The sequence below is a fragment of the Streptomyces sp. NPDC000594 genome, from assembly GCF_040299965.1.
Taxonomy (GTDB): domain Bacteria; phylum Actinomycetota; class Actinomycetes; order Streptomycetales; family Streptomycetaceae; genus Streptomyces.
The window spans coordinates 598352-615782 of sequence record NZ_JBEPCY010000001.1 but is presented as its reverse complement, the minus strand read 5'-3'; the positions used below and the strand labels follow the sequence as shown (position 1 = coordinate 615782).

Genomic DNA, 17431 nt, shown 5'->3' with positions numbered 1-17431 from the left:
GCACCCGGTCCGCTCCGGGAGGCCGCGACCCCTACGCGTACGGGATCCTCAGCACCGCCCCGTCGGTTCCGGTCTGCACCTGGGAGGTCCCGTTGCCGAGCGCGTTCCAGATCTCCAGGCGAACGGTGCCGCCCACCAGGTCGCCGAGGCCGCCGGTCACCGCCTTGACGCCCGCCGCCTGGGTGTACTCCTCCCAGCCCGCGACCGGGTCGGTCGCGAAGTAGCGATAGGTCTCGGTCCGGTCGAAGGTACCGTCGCCGGTCAGGTCGTAGCCGACCCGGACCTGCGGGGCGAGCCCGACCGTCGTGCCCGCGTCCACCCGGAGCCGGAAGGCGGTCGCGGCGCCGGGTGCGAGCGTTCCGTCGACCCTCCTGATCTCGTAGACCGTCTGCCGGTACGGGGTTCCGTCCCGGTTGACGCCGTCGGCCGAGGCCAGCGTGTCGGCTCCCGCCGGTCCGTCGGTGGCGGTGGTGAGGATCCCGCCCGACGCGAGCCGGAAGGTGTTCCCGGTCGGCGGATGGGGCTCCCCCGGGTCGGGGTTCCCGGCACCGGTGCCGGTCGCGGTCGACCGTGCGGGTACGGACAGCGTCCTGCCGTCCGAGAAGGTCACCGTCGTGGCGGTCGGGCCGTGGTTGTGGGCGGCATAGGTGCGGGTGCCGTTCCTGCTGAAGACGGCCGAGGTCGGCAGGGATCCGCTCACCGTCATATCGGGTGCGCCGAGCGTGCCCAGCGTGGCGATCCAGTGGTAGGTGTGCGCCCTGGACTCACCCTGCTCCGGGGTGTACGCCGAGCCGCCCGCGTCCCACTTGGCCTTCGCGGCCGCCGGGTCGGCCAGCGCCTCGAACTCCCACAGCAGATCGCGCCACTCCTGGGCGGGGCCGCCGTTCGCGCGCTCCATCTCGGCGATGTTCCGCCTGATGGCCGCCTTCTCGCGGGCCAGATGGAGCGAACCGCCGGTGACCGGGAGGACGTTGATGCCATGGATCTCCTCCGGGTTCGCGGTCCACCAGGTGGCGTACGCGCCGCCGCTGCCCCAGACCATGCCGACGGTGTCATGGCCGAACGAGGCCGGGAAGACCTGCTGGTCCGCGTCGAACCAGTACTGGGTGATCGCCTCGGACTCGGTGGTCAGCAGATAGCCGCCGAGATCGCGCAGCGCGGTGTCGCCGGTGGCCGAGCCCCACAGCACGAGTGCGGCGCTGAGGTTGACCGACTCCGACGAGGACTCCTGGTTGTTGCCCGCCGCGAAGCCCTGGTGTCCGGAGGCCCAGCTGTGGCCCGCGTACACATCGAAGCCGCGCAGGAAGGGGTAGGCGGAGTCGGTACGGCTGGGGTTGGCGGTGTCGCGCACCAGATGCCCGACCATGGTGCCCCAGGCCGGGTCCGCCGCCCAGGCCGGGTCGTACTGGGCGATGACGGCGGCCGCGTAGACGTAGTAGCCGTAGTGGAAGTGGTGGTCGTTCAGCTCGGTGTCGCTGCCGTACGAGGCGGGGTAGCCGGTGAGGGTCCGCCAGCTCCGGTCATGGCTGAACCCGGCGGCGCCGTCCGCCGTGAACCACTCCTGGAGCCGGCCCTTCATCAGGCCGAGGAGTCTGTCGCGCACGGCCGTCTGCCCGATCTGGTCGGCGACCGGCACCAGCTGGGCGAGCCGGCCGAGCGCCTTGCCGGTCCAGTAGGTGTCCGTGGCCCCCGAGAACGGGTCGGAGGCGTTCACCACCTCGTTGAGGTAGCCGGTCAGCCGCGCCCGGTCGACACCGCCGGACACGGGGAGCGCGGGCAGTACGCCATTGCTCCGCTGGCTGGTGGTGAAGGAGGCGGACTCCCGTACCTTCATCGTGCCGCGCGGGGAGACATAGGTGTACGGCGTCAGCGCGTCCGTGGTGTGCAGCCACTGATGGCGGTAGAGGGCCTGGAGCGTGCCGCGCTCGGTGCCCTCCCTGGCCTCCGTGGTCAGGGTGTACGTGGCCCTGACCCTGCCGCCGGTGGTCTGCCAGGCCACCCGGGAACCGGTGACAAAGCTGAAGGCGTACGCGCGGTACGTCGCGAGCGCGCCGGTGGAGGGCAGGACCGCGAGCGAGAAGTAGTCCTTGGCGCCGAGACCGGCGGTGATCACGGAACCGGAGATGTTCCAGTCGCTGCCGGTCGGGGCGAAGAGGGCGTAGTGGTGTCCGGCGACGGTGATGCCGAGGACATTACCGCTGTCGGCGAAGACGGTGGGCGCGGCGGCGGTGGTGATCCGGGCGTCGCCGCCGGAGCCCCTGGCGTACACAAAGGGCATGCCGTGCCCGATGGTGGCCCGGAAGGTGCGGGTGCCGTCGGCCCAGTAGGGGGTGACCGTCCAGTCGGACCAGGCGTCGGCCTTGGTGTCCGGGGAGGCGAGGCCGGTGAGCCCGACGGTGAGATCGGCCCGGTGGGCGTACTCGTACTGCCGGCCGTCGCCGACGATCGCGGGCTCGGTCGGGTAGCCGACCTCAAGGCCGGAGGCTTTCGCCTGGTAGGTGAGGGGGTGGCCGTACATCGGGGTGGAGTACGGGTTGTCGCCGTAGCGCTGGTAGGCGAGGGAGGACCACCAGTCGTTGGTCGGGACCGGCTTGTCCCGGGCGGCGGCGGTCAGCTTGGGCGTGACGGGAGTGCCGGTGTTGGTCGTCGGCCCGGAGGTTCCGGCCGGGCGGGTGTCGGTGTAGCTGCCGGAGCCGGCGGGGATGGTGGCGGCCACCGCGGGGGCCGCCGCGGGGCCCAGACCCACGGCGGCCAGGACAAGAGCCAGTGTCAGCGCCGATGCGGGTCTGGAGAGGGAGGCTTGCATGGGCAGCACCTCGGAAGTCATGGGGGTGAAGAGCGCTTTCGAGAGCGCTCTCACATGCCAAGGAACGTAAAACTCCTGAAACGCCGGTGTCAAGGGAGCCCGTGCGGAGGCGAGTTGGACAGAATGCGAGCCGATATGTGTTCGAGTCTTGACGGGGGCGGGGCGGCGGGGGACGCTCCAGACGCAGATGGTGAGAGCGCTCTCACAGCGCTCGGTTCATGCTCTTCCCACGCCCGGTACCTGCTCGGCTCACGCCCGGCGCCCGGTTCATGCCCGGCGCCCGCTCTGTGCACGCTCGGTTCATGCGCCTGGTTCACCCGTTCGGTTCATGCGCTCGGTTCATGCGCTCGGTTCGTCCCGCAGCCAAGGGAGGCTTCCCATGCCCATCGCCCGAGCCGCCAGGAGAGCCACCCTCCGCTTCAGCGCGGCCGCCCTCGCCGGGGCACTCCTCGCCGCCTGCGGATCCGGGGACGCCCCGGACTCCTCCGGCCCCGGCGGGAAGGTCACACTCACCGTCGATCTCTTCGGATCGTTCGGCTACCAGGAGGCCGGTCTGTACGAGGAGTACCAGCGGCTCAACCCCGGGGTGACCATCAAGCAGAGCGACACCGAGGACGAGGCCGACTACTGGAAGTCGCTCCAGACCCGGCTGGCCGGCGGCGGTGGCCTCGCCGATGTACAGGGTGTCGAGGTGGGCCGGATCGCATCTGTCACCCAGCGCCAGTCCGACAGATTCCAGGACCTCAAGGAGTTCGGCGCGGACCGGCTCAAGGACCGCTTCGCCCGGGCCAAGTGGTCGGCGGCGGTCACCGGGGACGGCAGGATCCTCGGTCTCGGCACGGATGTGGGTCCCGAGGCGATGTGCTACCGCACGGATCTGCTCGCGCGGGCCGGACTCCCCACCGGCCGTGCGGAACTGGCCCGTAGGTGGTCCACCTGGGAGGGCTATCTGGAGCTGGGCAGGGAGTACCAGCGGAAGGCCCCCGCCAGGAGTGCCTGGCTGGACAGTGTCGGCAGCCTCTACTCGATCATGATCGGGCAGGAGAAGGAGCGCTACTACAACGCCTCCGGCGAGCTGATCCACGAGCGGAACCCGGCGGTCAGACGGGCATGGGACACCGCGGTGGAGGCGGCCGACGCCGGACTGAGCGCGAAGCTCGACCAGTGGTCCCCGCAGTGGAACCAGGCCTTCTCCGCCGGGTCCTTCGCCACCATCCCGTGCCCCGCGTGGATGCTCGGCTATGTCAAGGGCCAGGCCGGGGAGGCGGGCCGGGGCAAGTGGGACATCGCGAAGCTGCCCGGCGGCGCGGGCAACTGGGGCGGCTCCTATCTCTCGATCCCGCGCGCGGCCCGGCACAAGAAGGAGGCGTACCGGCTGATCGAATGGCTCACCGCCCCCGAGCAGCAGGCGAAGCTCTTCCGGAAGCAGGGCAACTTCCCGTCCTCCACGGGGGCCATCGCGAAGGTGGCGGACGCCAGGGACCCGTACTTCTCCGACGCGCCGATCGGCCGGATCTTCGGTGACGCGGCCAAGGAGTCCCCGGTGCAAGTGCTGGGGGTGCACGACCAGAACATCGCCCAGCAGCTGACCAACGCTCTGAGCGAGGTCGAGCGGAGGGGCACCTCGTCCGACGAGGCATGGGAGAAAGCGAAGAAGGGCGTGGCCCGTGTGATCGGCTGACGCCGCCGCCGGAGGCCGGAGCCCCCGCTCCACCGCTGGCCGACCGCTCCGCCGACCGTCCGGCACCGGAACCGGCCGGGTCCCGTGTTCCCCCGTACCCGTACCCCCGTACCCCCGGAACCACGTACCCCGCCCCCGGCCCGTACCCCCGCCGCTTCCCGATTCCGAAGGGCCGTACCGTGTCCCCCACCGCCACCGCGAAGGCCGCGCCCCGGGCCCCGGGCGACGGACCCCGGCCGGGCGACGGCCGGGCCGGATCGCTCCGGCGCACCTGGCGCGCGCTCTCCCCGTACACCTATATCGCCCCCTTCTTCACCCTCTTCATCGCCTTCGGCCTCTTCCCGCTGCTCTACACGGCGTTTGTCTCGCTCCACCGGGTCGATCTCCAGACCAGCGGTGACATGGAGTGGCGGGGCCTCGCCAACTACACGGCGCTGCTCACGGACGAGTACTTCTGGACCGCGCTGCGCAACACCTTCACCATCGGCGTCCTCTCCACCGTGCCACAGCTCGCGATGGCCCTGGGCCTGGCCCACCTGCTCAACTACCGGCTGCGCGGGCGTACGTTCATCCGCACCGCGATCCTGCTGCCGTACGCCACCTCCGTCGCCGCCGCCACGCTTGTCTTCGCGCAACTCTTCGGACGCGACTTCGGCCTGATCAACTATCTGCTGGGGCTGGTCGGCCTCGGTCCGGTGGACTGGCAGACCGGTACGGTCGCCTCGCAGATCGCCGTATCCACCATCGTCGTCTGGCGCTGGACGGGCTACAACGCGCTGATCTATCTGGCGGGCATGCAGTCCATCCCGGGCGAGCTGTACGAGGCGGCCGAGATGGACGGCGCGTCGCGCTGGCGGCAGTTCCTCCATGTCACCCTGCCCGGGCTGCGGCCCACCATCGTCTTCACGGTCATCGTGTCGACGATCGGCGCGACCCAGCTCTTCGGTGAGCCGCTGCTCTTCGAGGGGTCCATGTCCGGTGGCATCTCGCACCAGTACCAGACGCTCGGACTCTATCTGTACGAGCAGGGCTGGGGCTTCTTCCATCTGGGCCGGGCGGCCGCCGTCGCCTGGGTGACCTTCGTCCTGATCGTGGTGCTCGTCGGGGTCAACGCCCCGGTGGCCCGCCACCGTTCCCGCGAGGAGGCCGGCCGATGACCGCGCTCGCCGCACCGCCGGCCGCCCCCGGGTCCGGCCGCACCGACCGGGACCCGCCTCGGGGCCGGAGAAGGAGACGGCGGGCCGGAGCCCTGCGCGGTGGCCCGCTCTCCTGGCTGATCCTCGGCCTCGCGCTGCTGATCTCGGTGTTCCCGTTCTACTGGACGATCGTCGCCGCCAGCCGGTCCAACGCCGATCTCGCGAAGGTCCCGCCGAGCCTGCTGCCGGGGCCGCATCTGATCGGGAACTTCGAGGCGGTGCTCGAAGAGGCGGAGATCGGCAGGGCGCTGCTGAACTCCCTCATCGTGTCCGGGTCCATCACCGTGGGTACGGTGCTGTGCTGCACACTGGCCGGGTTCGCCTTCGCCAAGCTGAGGTTCCGCGGCCGGGGCGCCCTGCTGACCCTGACCGTCGGCACGATGATGATCCCGCCGCAGCTCGGCGTCATCCCGCTCTTCATGCTGATCGCCGAACTCCAGTGGGTGAATCAGCTCCAGGCGGTGATCCTGCCGGGGCTGGTCTCGGCCTTCGGGGTGTTCTTCATGCGTCAGTACCTGGTGCAGTCGCTGCCGGACGAGCTGATCGAGGCGGCCCGGGTGGACGGGGCCTCCACCGCCCGGATCTTCCGGTCGATCGTGATCCCGATCGCCCGGCCCGGTATGGCGGTGCTCGGGATGCTCACCTTCATGACGGCGTGGAACGACTTCTTCTGGCCGATCGTCGCCCTGTCCTCGCAGGAGCCGACGGTGCAGGTCGCGCTGCGGCAGCTGGGCGGCGGCTATGTCCACGACCAGTCGGTGATCATGGCGGGCACGCTGCTCGGCACGCTCCCGGTGCTGCTGGTCTTCGGTCTGCTCGGCCGGCAGATCGTCGGCGGCATCATGCAGGGCGCCGTCAAGGGCTGACCTCCGCACCCGTCCGGCCCCGGTCCCCCCGCTCCCCTCACCCCCCTCACCCCCCTCACCCCCTGGAGTGTCAGAATCATGACCGCTGTCGATGCCCGCCCCGAGACCATGGCGGCGCTGCGGTTCCCCGCCGGATTCCGCTGGGGGACGGCCACCGCCGCCTATCAGATCGAGGGAGCGGCCGCGGAGGGCGGCCGCACGCCGTCCATCTGGGACACCTTCAGCAGGACGCCCGGCAAGGTCCGCAACGGCGACACCGGCGACATCGCCGCCGACCATCTGCACCGGATGCCGGACGATGTGGCGCTGATGAGGGATCTCGGGGTCACCGACTACCGTTTCTCGGTCTCCTGGCCCCGGGTCCAGCCGACCGGCCGGGGCCCCGCGGCGGAGCGCGGACTCGACTTCTACCGGCGGCTGGTGGACGAGCTGCTGGCGGCCGGGATCCGACCCGTCGCCACGCTCTACCACTGGGACCTGCCGCAGGAGCTGGAGGACGCGGGCGGCTGGCCGGAGCGGGACACCGCGCACCGGTTCACCGAGTACACCGCGCTCGTGGCCGGTGCGCTGGGCGACCGGGTGGCCACCTGGACCACGCTCAACGAGCCCTGGTGCGGGGCGTTCCTCGGCTACGGCAACGGCGTCCACGCCCCGGGGCGTACGAGCCATCCCGCCGCGCTGCGCGCCGCCCACCACTTCAATCTGGCGCACGGCGGGGCCACCCGGGTGCTGCGCGACCGGCTGCCGTCCACCGCCGAGATCTCGCTGACCCTCAATCTGCACGCGTTGCGGCCGCTGACGGACTCCCCTGCGGACCGGGACGCGGTGCGCCGGATCGACGCGGTCGGCAACCGTATCTTCCTGGACCCGGTCTTCCACGGGCGGCTGCCGGAGGATCTGGTCGAGGACACCGCGCCGGTCACCGACTGGTCCTTCGTGCGGGACGGCGACCTGGAGATCGTCTCCGCTCCCCTCGACTCCCTGGGCATCAACTACTACTCCCCCAGTGTTGTCTCGGCGGGCGGGTCGGGTTCGCCGTCACCGTCGCCGTCGCCGTGGGCGGGCGCGGAGGAGCGGGTCGCGTTCGCCCCGGCGGCCGGGCCCCGCACGGCGATGGGCTGGCCGGTGGACGCGGACGGACTGTACGAGCTGCTGACCCGGCTGCGCGACGAACTGCCGGGCCTGCCGCTGCTGGTGACCGAGAACGGGGCCGCGTACGACGACTACGCCGATCCGTCCGGGCAGGTGCACGACCCGGAGCGGGTGGCCTATCTGGCGGCGCATCTGTCCGCCGTCCACCGGGCGATCGAGGACGGCGTGGATGTACGCGGGTACTTCCTGTGGTCGCTGCTGGACAACTTCGAGTGGGCGCAGGGCTACAGCAAGCGGTTCGGCATCGTCCATGTGGACTTCGCGAGCCAGCGCCGTACGGTGAAGGACAGCGCCCGCTGGTACGCGGACGTCATCGCCCGGGGCGGGCTCACCCGCCCCTGAACACCCGCGCCGGGGGCGGCCGTCGACGGCTCGGCCGGCTCGGCCGGCTCACCGCGCGCCGGATCCGGGGCGCAGCCCGATCTCCGCGAGCAGCAGCCGGAGTTGCTGCTCGGCCAGGTGGCCGGTGTCGTCCCCGAGCCAGCGGAGATGGCCGAACGCCTCCAGGATGACGAGGCCGTGCAGACGGGTCCAGGCTCCGAGGACGACGGCCGCGGCGGCGGGCGGCAGGTCGGGGTGGATCGCGGCGGCACAGTGGGTCAGTGCCGGATCGGGCGCGACCTCGTCGGACGGCCGGAGCCGGCCCTGCCGCCAGCCCTCGACGAACAGCGGCAGGAAGGCCTCACCGATGCGACGGGTGGCCACACTGGTCGGGCCGTCCGGCGGGGCGGCGTAGCCGGGGACTGGGGTTCCGTAGACCAGGCCGAACTCCTGCGGGTGTTCGACGGCCCATCGGCGGTAGGCGACCAGTCCGGCGAAGAGCCGGTCGGCCACATCTGCGGCGGGGTCGGCGTCCCGGGCCCGCTCGACCGTGTCGGCGAGCCGGTCGAAGGCGTCGGTGATCAGCGCGGTCAGTAGTGCGTCCCGGCTGTCGAAGTAGCGGTAGAGCCCGGCCGGGCTCATGCCCAGGGCGGTCGCGACCGCCCGGAGCGAGAGCTGGGCCGCCCCGACCTCGCGCAACTGGCGGAGGGAAACGGCCTTGATCTCGTCCAGTGTCTCGGCGCGGAGCCGGTCACGGCGGGTGGGTACGGGCATATCGGCACCCTACCAAAGAGCGAACAGCGTTTACATCGTGAACGACGCACTCTATGTTGTGCGAACACCCGTCGCTTTGCGAACGCCCGACGCAAGGAGTGCGCAGCCATGTCCGTCACCCATCGGCCGGACCATCCCCTCGACGCGCCGCCCGGCGCCTTCGGCCCACGGCGTACCGCCGCCGCCCTGCTGACCGTCGAGGGCCTGCTGATCTTCGTTCCCCTGCTGGTGCTCGGGCCCGCGATCGGCTGGCCCGCCGGCCTCGACGACCCGGCCGCCGTCGCCCTGCCGCGGCTGCTTGAGCAGGAGAGCGCCGTCCGCGCCGGGTACGCCGTCTATCTGGCCTACTCCGTGCTGTTCCTGCCCGTCGCGGTGTGGACCACCCGGGTGCTGACCGGCGGTACGGACAGTGCGCTCAGCCGGGTGGCCATCGGGTTCGCCGTTGTCTCGACCCTCGCCCGCACGATCGGGATATCCCGCTGGCTGCTCCCGATGCCCGGTCTGGCCCAGACCTACGGCGACGCCTCCGACCCGTCCGACGCGTCCCTCCGTGAGGCGGTGGCCGTGCAGTACCAGGTGCTCAACGACTTCGGCGGCGGGATCGGCGAAGTCCTGGGCGTCTCGCTGTTCGCCGTGGGCTGGCTCGTGTGCACCGTGGTCGCGGCCCTGCGTACCGGCACCGCCCCCCGCTGGCTGCTGATCGCGGGCCTTGCCGCCGCGGCCGGTCTCGCGCTGCCGCTGGTGGAGATCGCCGGCGCCGACCCGGGCGCCGCCACCTCGGTCGGCACCGCTCTCCTGCATCTGTGGTTCCTGGCCGCTGCCGTCACCCTCGTCCGCCGGCGCCGGTGAGTCAGGGCCGCCGGCTCCGGGGCCGGGTGGCGTACCCGGCCGGAAACGCCGAGCGCCCTTCCGCCCCTGTGCCCCGGCCCCGCTGATCCTTCGGGTGAGCGGCTCGTACGCACCACCAGGAAAATGAGGCACCATGTCCACTCCTCTCCATGTTGTTCTCGGCGCCGGTGGCGGCATCGGCTCCTCCGTCGTCCAGGAGCTGGCCCGCCGGGGCCACCGCACCCGCGCCGTCCGGCGCCGCCCGGCCTTCGGCCAGCCGGCCGGTGTCACCGCCCTCGCCGCCGATGTCTCCACGGCCGAGGGTGCCCGCGCCGCCTGCGCGGACGCGACCGTCGTGTACCACTGCGTCCAGCCGCCCTACCACCGCTGGCCGCAGGAGTTCCCCCCGCTCACCGAGGCCGTCATCGAGGGCGCCACGGCGGCGGGCGCGAAACTCGTCCTCGCCGACAACCTCTACCTGTACGAACCGGTCGACGGTCCGGTGTCCGAGCAGACACCCCGGCGGCCGACAAGCCGGAAGGGCGCCGTACGCAAGGCGATGGCGGACCGGCTCCTCCGGGCCCACAGCACCGGCCGTCTGAAGGTGACCATCGGTCAGGCCAGCGACTACTACGGCCCCGGCGGTACCCACAGCGTCATCGGCACCGCGGTGGTGCCCGCCGTGCTGCGCGGCAGAACGGTGAACTGGCCCGGACGGCTCGACGTCCCCCACGCCCTGCACTATCTGCCGGACATCGCGGCCGCCCTGGTCACCCTCGGCGAGCGCGACGACTCCGACGGGCGGACCTTCGTCCTGCCCGCCGCCCCGGCTGTCACTCCGCGCCATTTCATCGAACAGCTCGCCACGGCGGCGGGCCGCCCCGCCCGTATGCGTGGAGTCACCAAACCGCTGATGCGACTCGCCGGCCTGGCCGACCCGGCGGCCCGTGAAATGGTGGACATCTGGTATCAGTTCAGCCGCCCCTGGACCGTCGACGACAGCCTGTACCGCCGCACCTTCGGCCCCGTGGAGACCACCGCTCCCGACGATGCCGTGACCGCGACGGTCGCCTGGCACCGCGCCCACCCGGCGACGACCGACTGACCGGCGCGGGCCGACGAAGGCCGCGGTACTCGGTCACTCCCTGGGCGGCGTGACCGCCTATCGGTTCGCCGCCCGGTATCCCCATCGTGTCACCGCGCTCATCGTCGAGGACAGCGGAACGGTCTGCGACATCGACCTGACCTTCGCACGGAATCCGCCCGTCCCGGGTCGCGACCCGGGACGGGCTCGTCGATGCCCTGGGCACGGCCGCGCCGTATCCGGAGCGGACGTTCAGAGAGCGTGCCGACACCCTGGCCCCCACATGGAAGAGAACGTTCCGCACCCGCACAATCGGCCATCCGAAGGGCGCGGGCACTGCCCGTCCGCTGAACCCGGTGGGTGAGGGCAACGAGGTGGGTACTGCCCTGTTGAGCGCGCTCACCCACGACCCGCACGCGGTCGGCCTGCACTCTCTTTTGGGCTCGACCAAAGGAACAGGAAGGGCAGGTCTCACCACATGCCATCTGAACTCGACTTCTCCAGCACAGACTTCTCCATGCCGTTCCCGCCGGCAGGACCCAACCAATCCCTCACCCAGGCGGAGATCGCGACATGGCAGTGGATCGACACGGCGGGCATTTGCCAGGCGCCCGCCAACCGACGCTATCTGCGGCGCACCCAGCCCGAACTGGTCTCCGCCTTGTACTACCCCCACGCCACCCCCGAGGTAGTCGGTCTGATCGGCCAGTGGACGGCCTTCGCCTTCATCCTCGACGACGAATTCGACGACGGACCAGCGGGGAAGCAACCCTCGTTCAGCGCGGAAGCCATTCAACACCTCACCGAAGTCATGCACGGCGCAGAGCCCACCAACCTCTTGAGTGAAGCACTGCTCGACCTCTGGAACCGACTCACCGCCGATCGGTCTGCGAGCTGGCGCAGGTCTTTCCGGACTGACGTCAGCAAGTGGCTGTGGACCTACTATGCCGAGACCATCGACCGCACGAGTGGTCGCCTTCCCTCCATCGACGAATACCAGATGCACCGCATCTACTCCGTCGGAATGCCCATGTACTTGGACATGTGCGAGATTGCATGCGCTATCGATCTCCCCGAGCCGGTACGACAACTCCCCGCATGGCGCGAGCTTCGTGACTCCGCCTGCCAGAGAGTCGGCCTTTACAACGACCTCCTGTCGGCCCGCAAGGAGCGCATCTCCGCGTACTCCCACAACGCGGTGTTCATCCTGGAGAAGAATCACCAACACTCGACCCCGGAGGCCGTCCGCCGAGTCAACAACTTAGTGACGACAAAAGTCAAAAAGATGATTTCCCTCGAAAAGCAGGTTCTCGACCAGGTCGCCACACTCGGCGACGAGGACCTGATCCCCGACATCCTGCAATGCTTGACGGCCTACCGGCAGCTCGTACGCGGTGATCATGATTACGCCTTCCTCAGCCAGCGCTACATGCAACCCGAGGAGGAACAGATGAAAGGCGCACACCACGTGAGCAATCTTCTCGGTGCGCGCCTTCCGGGTCCTTGACCATTCGACGACATTCCGGACCATGGCCACCGAGGCACTGGCCCACCGCAGGGTCCGGCTCCGCACGGGTCCGGAGCCGGACCTGGTCACGTGATCAGGGCAGCACGGTGTGGCCGGGTCTCACACCCCCGGACTCCGCCTTGTCGTCATGGACGTCCCCGTGTTCGGCGAGCGACGCCTCCGTGGGCCCGGAGCGGGTGACATGGCCGTCCGCGAGGACGAGCATCGTGTCCGTACACGTCGCCAGCAGGCGCAGATCGTGGCTGATGTGGACGACCGACAGAGCACGTTCCCCGCGGAGCCTTTCCAGCAGGTCCATGATGGCCTCGGCGGTGGAGGCGTCCAGTGCCGAGGTCACCTCGTCGCACAGGAGAACGTCCGGGTCCGCCGCGAGGGCCCGGGCGATGGAGGCCCGCTGGCGCTGGCCGCCGGAGAGTTCCGATGGATAGCGGCCGGTGAAATCCGCCGGGAGGCCGACATCGGCCAGCAGTTCCCGTACGCGGTCGGCGGTCGCGGCCCGGCCGGCGGTCCGGCGGTGCAGCCGCAAGGGGCGGCCTATGGCGGCCCCCAGGGTACGGGTGGGATTGAGCGTCCCCAGGGGGTCCTGGGGAACGAACTGAAGGCGGCGGCGCTGCTCCCGGCTCCGTCCCACAACCGTGGGCGCGAGGCGGGTGCCGTCCAGGGACACCGTGCCGGCGGTGGGCCGGTGCAGTCCCGCGATGGCCCGGATCAGCGTGGTCTTGCCGGAGCCGGAGGGCCCGGCGATCCCGGCGACGGCTCCGGGAGCGAGGCTGAACGCGATGTCGTGCAGTACGGGCACATCGGCACCGCGGCGACGGAACGCGGCGTGCAATCCGCTGACGGAGAGCACGGGCGCATCCGCCGCAGGAGCGATCCGGCGGACGGGCCGGGCCGGTGGACCGGTCCGGGGGCCCACGGCCGGGGAGAGGTTCACGACCTCGTCCGCGAGCCGGGACACGAGGTCACCGTCGTGGCAGGAGAGGGCGACGGCGAGCCGGTGACTGCGGGCGAGGTGGCGCAGCAGTTCGGCGATCTCGTCCCGCAGGGCGGGGTCGAGTCCGGCGGTCGGCTCGTCCAGGAGAAGGATCGACGGGTGGCGGGCGAGGGCACGCGCGAGGGCGACCCGGCGCTGCTGGCCGCCGGAGAGTTCACCGGGGCGGCGGGAGAGAAAGGCTCGGTCCCCGGGCAGGCGGACCTCCTCCAGCAGGGCGATGAGCGCCCGGGTGTCGCGGTTCACGGCGGTCTCGGAGAGGAGTCCGCGCACTCTCATATGGGGGTTGAGCCCGGTGGCGGGGTCCTGGCCGACATAGGCGAGCCGGTGGCGGCGGAGGGCGCGCAGGGCATCGGGGTCGAGGTCCAGGACGTCCCGGCCGTCGATCTCCACCCGGCCCGCGGTCCGGCGGGCCCCGTGCGGCAGTGCCCCGACGATCGCGCGGAGCAGGGTGGTCTTGCCGCTCCCGGAGACCCCGGTGAGGGCGGTGACCCGGCCGGGGGCGAGGCGGAGGTCGCCGCCGTCGAGAAGGAGCCGGCCGTTCGACGCCGTGATGGTCAGCCCGGTGACCTCGACGGTGACCTCGCGCCCGGCGGTCCGGCCCTCCGGGTACCACTGCGGAGTGTGGTTCACAGCGTGTTCACCGCTTTCCGGCCGCTCCTCGGGATGAGCGCGGAGGCGGCGAGATTGACGCTCATGGCCAGCAGACCGATGGCGATGCTGGGGGCCAGGACGGCCCAGGGGTTGAGGACGATCCCGGCGGCGTTCTCGCGGATCATCAGTGCCCAGTCCGCGGCCGGGGGCTGGGGCCCGACCTGGAGAAAGCCCGCGGTCGCCACGATGTAGACGGCAGCGACGAAGCGCAGCCCGAAGAGGGCGAGAAGGGTGGCGCGGAGGTTGGGCAGCACATCCCGGACGGCGAGGTGCCACAGGCGTTCGCCGCCGACGGCGGCGGCCTCGATATAGCCGGAGGCCGCGATGGGCGCCGCCGCGCCGGTGACGAGGCGGACGGCGTAGGGCACGCCCATCACGACGGCGGCGGTGACCACCGCGAGGCGTCCGCCGTCCGGCCAGGAGAGCGCGATGAGAAGGATGCCGAGTACGGCCGGGAGCAGCATGAGGACATCGGCGGTGCGCTCGATGACCCTCCCGACGACGGGGCGGAGGGCGGCGACGGTGCCGAGCAGAGCGGAGAGGGCGGTGACGACGAGAGCGATGAGGAGGGAGGTCACGATGAGTTCGCGACCGCCCGCGAGGAGGCGGCTGAGGACGTCCCGGCCGAGCTGGTCCCCGCCGAGGGGGGCGTCCCCGCCGGGTCCGGCGTACGGGACCACGACGGGGACGTCGATGGCGTGGGGGGCGAGCGAGGGGCCGGCGACGGCCACGAGGACGAGAAGGAGTGCGGGCACGGTACGGAGCAGGACACCGGTGGGCACGGGTCGCCTGCCCGGGGTGCTCCCCGCTGCTCCCTTCTCCGTACCCGGCGCGGGTGCCTGTGCGGGAAGCCGTTCCCGGACCGGTGCCGGCGGGACGGGTTCCGCCACCGGAGCGGCCGAGGGTTCCGGTGCCGGGTCCGGACCCCGGTCGGGGCCCGGAGTGGGGCCCGGGGTGGGGCGCTTCTGCTGCTCACTGGTCATAGACGTGCTCCGGAGGCCCAGGCGCGGATCAGATCGGCGGCCAGCAGGACGAGGGTGATGACGGTCCCGGTCACCGCCACGACGGCGGCGATGAGCGGACTGTCGCGGTCGGTGACGGCGCCCGCGAGGACGGATCCGATGCCCGGGTAGTTGAAGATGGTCTCCACCACGACCGCGCCGCCGAGGAGCATGCCGGTGGAGGTGGCGATCCCCGCCGTGATGGTGGGCAGCGCGCCGGGCAGCAGATGACGGGTGAGGACGCGGTGCCGGGGCAGCCCGTCGAGCACGGCGGTCTCCACATGCGGCGCGTCGGCCTCGTCGGCGAGGGCCGCGCGCACGATCCGGATGTTCCAGCCGATCTGCGGGATCGCCAGCGCCAGGACGGGCAGGACCATCATGTCCCAGGAGGCGGGGGTGCCGTCCGCCCCCGCGAGGGTGACGGCGGGGAGCCAGCCGGTCCACAGGGAGAAGACGAGGACCAGGGCGACCGCGACCACGAACTCGGGCAGGGCGAGGACGCCGGTGGCGGTGGCGGAGACCGTGCGGTCGACGGCCCCGCCGGGGCGCAGCGCGGCCCAGCAGCCCAGGCCGACCGAGACGAACAGGGTGATGAGCAGCGCCATGCCGCCGAGCAGCAGGGTGTTGGGGAAGGGGCGGGAGAGGAGGTCCGCGATGGACTCGCCGCGGGCGGAGACGCCGAGGTCCCCGGTGGGCAGTCCGGTCATCCAGTCGGCGAAGCGCTCGTGGACGGGGCGGTCGAGACCGAGCAGGACCCGCCGGGCGTCGATGTCGGCGCTGGTCTCGCCGCGTTCGGAGGTGGCGTTCGCGGCGTCGCCCGGGAGCAGTTCCACGGCGGCGAAGACGGCTGCGAGCAGCACGGCGAGCAGCAGCAGCCGACGGGCGAGGACCCCGCCGAGCCACCGGGTGCCGGACAGGGCCCAACGCAGGCGTGTGCCCGCGTCGGAACCCGGTGCGGCGGTGCCCGTGGGGCCGCTCGCGGTCAGCGGGCCAGCCATGCCCGCTCCAGCTGGACCCGTCCGTAGCCGGGCAGCTCGGGGAGGTCGCGGACGGCGGCGGTGGCGAGGTCGATGCCCTCGGCGACGCCCCAGAGCAGATAGCCGGAGTGCTCGTGCTCCAGGAGCTGGAGCTGGCGCAGGGCCCGGGTGCGGTCGGTCGGGTGCCGGGTGCCGATGGCTTTGCGGTAGGCGGTGTCGAAGTCGGCGTTCTCCCAGGCGGCTTCGTTCTGGGCGGCCTCGGAGACCATGGTCTTGCTGGCGAGGAAGACGACGGAGTCGTTGGTGCCCCAGTAGGTGGTGTAGAGGTCGCCCTTGAGCCAGGTCTTCTCGTAGAAGGCGGCGGATTCCTGCTTGACGACCTCGATCCGGACGTCCGCCTCACGGACCTGGGTGGCGAAGAGGGTGGCGGACTCGGCGAGTCCGGGGACGTCCTCGGTGGTGATGAGCCGGTAGGTCTTCGAGGTGTCGAAGTCGGCCTGCTTCAGCAGGGTTTTGGCCCGCTGGAGGTCGCGGGCGCGCTGCGGGATGTCCCGGGCGTAGGCGGGGTCGCCGGTGCCGAGGATGTCGTTGCCGACGCTGCCGTAGCCGGAGAGGACCTGGTCGACCATGGCCTTGCGGTCGACGGCGAGCCGCAGGGCTTCGCGTACCCGCCGGTCGGCGAAGGGTCCGGAGCCGGCGCGCATGACGATGGGCATGGCCATGTCGTCGGGGCGGCGGATGATCCGGATGTCCTTGCGCTTCTCGGCGGTACGGGCGGCGACGGCGCCGGCGTTGGAGGCGAGGTCGATCTGACCGGCGAGGAGGGCGTTGGCCATGGCCTGCGGGGATTCGAAGATCTTGACCTCGATGGCGTCGAGGAGGACCTCTCCGCCGTGCCACTTCTCGTTGCGTACGAGCCGGGCGTTGCCGGAGCGGTACCAGTCGAGGCGGAAGGGGCCGGTACCGGGGGCCTTCGCCAGCTCGCGCTCCGGGGTGTCCTTCTTGAGGACGAAGGTGGACAGCCGGGTCAGGAGCGGGAGTTCGGCGTTGGGGTAGTCGGAGACGAGAACGACCGTGTCGCCGTCGGCGGTGATGTTCGCGGCCTTGATGCCGGGCAGCCGGGAGGCCCCGGCGGGGGTGGACCGGAGCCGGCGCAGCGACCAGACGACATCCTCGGCGGTGACGGGGGTGCCGTCGTGGAAGGTGGCCCCGGGGGCCAGGGTGAAGCGCCAGGTCCGCAGGTCGGCGGAGGACTTCCAGGCGCTGGCGAGCCGGGGCGCGGTGTTGCTGTCGCCGCTTCCGGGCGCGGTGAGGGTGTCGTACAGGAGGGCGATGATGAGGTAGTCGCTCTCATTGGCCTGGGTGCCGTGGGGATCGCGGGTGACGGCGCCGGCGCGGCCGAGGGCGCCGACCCGGAGCGTGCCGCCCTTCCTGGGCTTGCCGCCACCGGCGGCGGGCCGTCCGGCGGGGGCGTTTCCGTCCGAGCAGGCGGCGAGGACCGCCGTCACGCCTATCGCCCCACCGGCCAGCAGAGCTTGTCGCCTGTTCACGTTCACGTACAGCCTCGATCCA

General features: G+C 71.5%; 13 protein-coding genes and 1 pseudogene. 8 read left to right on the top strand and 6 right to left on the bottom strand.

Features of this window, described 5'->3' with window-relative positions:
- Window positions 1-31: 31 nt before the first annotated feature.
- Window positions 32-2806: a glycosyl hydrolase gene (locus tag ABT354_RS02225; RefSeq protein ID WP_351487752.1), complete on the bottom strand. Its 2775-nt coding sequence runs from the start codon at window positions 2804-2806 to the stop codon at window positions 32-34.
- A 379-nt stretch (window positions 2807-3185) separates the two neighbouring features.
- Here ABT354_RS02225 and ABT354_RS02220 point away from each other — a divergent pair, with 379 nt between their 5' ends.
- From ABT354_RS02220 to ABT354_RS02205, 4 genes are all read left to right on the top strand, one after another.
- Entirely contained in the window at window positions 3186-4487 is a 1302-nt protein-coding gene (locus ABT354_RS02220; RefSeq protein WP_351487750.1) for an ABC transporter substrate-binding protein, read from the top strand.
- Between the two features lie 179 nt (window positions 4488-4666).
- A complete protein-coding gene (locus ABT354_RS02215) occupies window positions 4667-5644 on the top strand; it encodes a carbohydrate ABC transporter permease (protein WP_351487748.1) in 978 nt (325 codons plus the stop codon).
- Window positions 5641-6549, top strand: a complete 909-nt coding sequence (locus tag ABT354_RS02210; RefSeq protein WP_351487747.1) for a carbohydrate ABC transporter permease — start codon at window positions 5641-5643, stop codon at window positions 6547-6549. The genes ABT354_RS02215 and ABT354_RS02210 overlap by 4 nt, the downstream gene beginning before the upstream one ends.
- 78 nt (window positions 6550-6627) lie before the next feature.
- A complete protein-coding gene (locus ABT354_RS02205; protein ID WP_351487744.1) occupies window positions 6628-8043 on the top strand; it encodes a GH1 family beta-glucosidase in 1416 nt (471 codons plus the stop codon).
- Window positions 8044-8091: 48 nt separating this feature from the next.
- Here the strand turns inward: ABT354_RS02205 and ABT354_RS02200 are convergent, their stop codons facing one another.
- The gene (locus tag ABT354_RS02200) at window positions 8092-8796 is read right to left on the bottom strand and encodes a TetR/AcrR family transcriptional regulator (protein ID WP_351487741.1); all 705 of its coding nucleotides are present in this window, start codon (window positions 8794-8796) and stop codon (window positions 8092-8094) included.
- Between the two features lie 108 nt (window positions 8797-8904).
- Here ABT354_RS02200 and ABT354_RS02195 point away from each other — a divergent pair, with 108 nt between their 5' ends.
- The 4 genes and pseudogenes from ABT354_RS02195 (at window position 8905) to ABT354_RS02180 (ending at window position 12215) form a co-directional block, all read left to right on the top strand.
- Window positions 8905-9645 carry a DUF4386 domain-containing protein gene (locus ABT354_RS02195; protein ID WP_351487739.1) on the top strand — a complete coding sequence of 247 codons (741 nt, stop codon included), beginning with the start codon at window positions 8905-8907 and terminating at the stop codon, window positions 9643-9645.
- 133 nt (window positions 9646-9778) lie between these two features.
- Entirely contained in the window at window positions 9779-10729 is a 951-nt protein-coding gene (locus ABT354_RS02190) for an NAD-dependent epimerase/dehydratase family protein (RefSeq protein WP_351487735.1), read from the top strand.
- Window positions 10730-10748: 19 nt separating this feature from the next.
- Window positions 10749-11072 (top strand): annotated as a pseudogene (locus tag ABT354_RS02185) (alpha/beta fold hydrolase); the annotation flags it as partial.
- 114 nt (window positions 11073-11186) lie between these two features.
- The gene (locus ABT354_RS02180) at window positions 11187-12215 is read left to right on the top strand and encodes a terpene synthase family protein (RefSeq protein WP_351487733.1); all 1029 of its coding nucleotides are present in this window, start codon (window positions 11187-11189) and stop codon (window positions 12213-12215) included.
- 94 nt (window positions 12216-12309) lie between these two features.
- Here the strand turns inward: ABT354_RS02180 and ABT354_RS02175 are convergent, their stop codons facing one another.
- From ABT354_RS02175 to ABT354_RS02160, 4 genes are all read right to left on the bottom strand, one after another.
- Window positions 12310-13860, bottom strand: a complete 1551-nt coding sequence (locus ABT354_RS02175; RefSeq protein ID WP_351487731.1) for an ABC transporter ATP-binding protein — start codon at window positions 13858-13860, stop codon at window positions 12310-12312.
- Window positions 13857-14663, bottom strand: coding sequence for an ABC transporter permease (locus ABT354_RS02170; protein ID WP_351487728.1), 807 nt, complete (start codon window positions 14661-14663; stop codon window positions 13857-13859). The genes ABT354_RS02175 and ABT354_RS02170 overlap by 4 nt, the downstream gene beginning before the upstream one ends.
- Window positions 14664-14860: 197 nt before the next feature.
- Complete coding sequence (locus ABT354_RS02165) at window positions 14861-15880, bottom strand: ABC transporter permease (RefSeq protein WP_351487726.1); 1020 nt, start codon at window positions 15878-15880, stop codon at window positions 14861-14863.
- The gene (locus tag ABT354_RS02160; protein WP_351487724.1) at window positions 15865-17415 is read right to left on the bottom strand and encodes an ABC transporter substrate-binding protein; all 1551 of its coding nucleotides are present in this window, start codon (window positions 17413-17415) and stop codon (window positions 15865-15867) included. Before ABT354_RS02160 ends, ABT354_RS02165 begins: the two co-directional genes overlap by 16 nt.
- Window positions 17416-17431: the final 16 nt, after the last annotated feature.